This is a genomic window from Lysinibacillus sp. RU7 (assembly GCF_057837305.1).
Window position 1 is genome coordinate 1 of the sequence record NZ_JBYQFK010000365.1, and the last position, 228, is coordinate 228.

The following is a 228-nucleotide window of genomic DNA, read 5'->3' on the forward strand; positions in this document are numbered from 1 at the left end:
CGCCGCCTATCAGGCGGTCATCATGACCGACGATCAGCAGAGCATCCGCGCCATCCTCGACCGGCTGCGCGCCCCGGCGGGCAATCCCGTGGCCCGCGCCCGCTGGCTGGTGGAACGGCAGGTGCCCGAAGCGCGGCGCGGCCCCGGCTGGGACCGGCACTGGCGCGAGCTGGAAGCCTATCTGGACAGCCCGGTCAGCTGGTCGGGCAATCGCGATGCGGACGGGAT

1 protein-coding gene is annotated in these 228 nt (G+C 72.8%); it reads left to right on the forward strand.

The genetic code is table 11. The annotated features are described in order from the left end of the window. Nucleotides 1-228: hypothetical protein (locus AC3II9_RS22750; protein ID WP_489159073.1), on the forward strand; the 228-nt coding region annotated here is incomplete at both ends.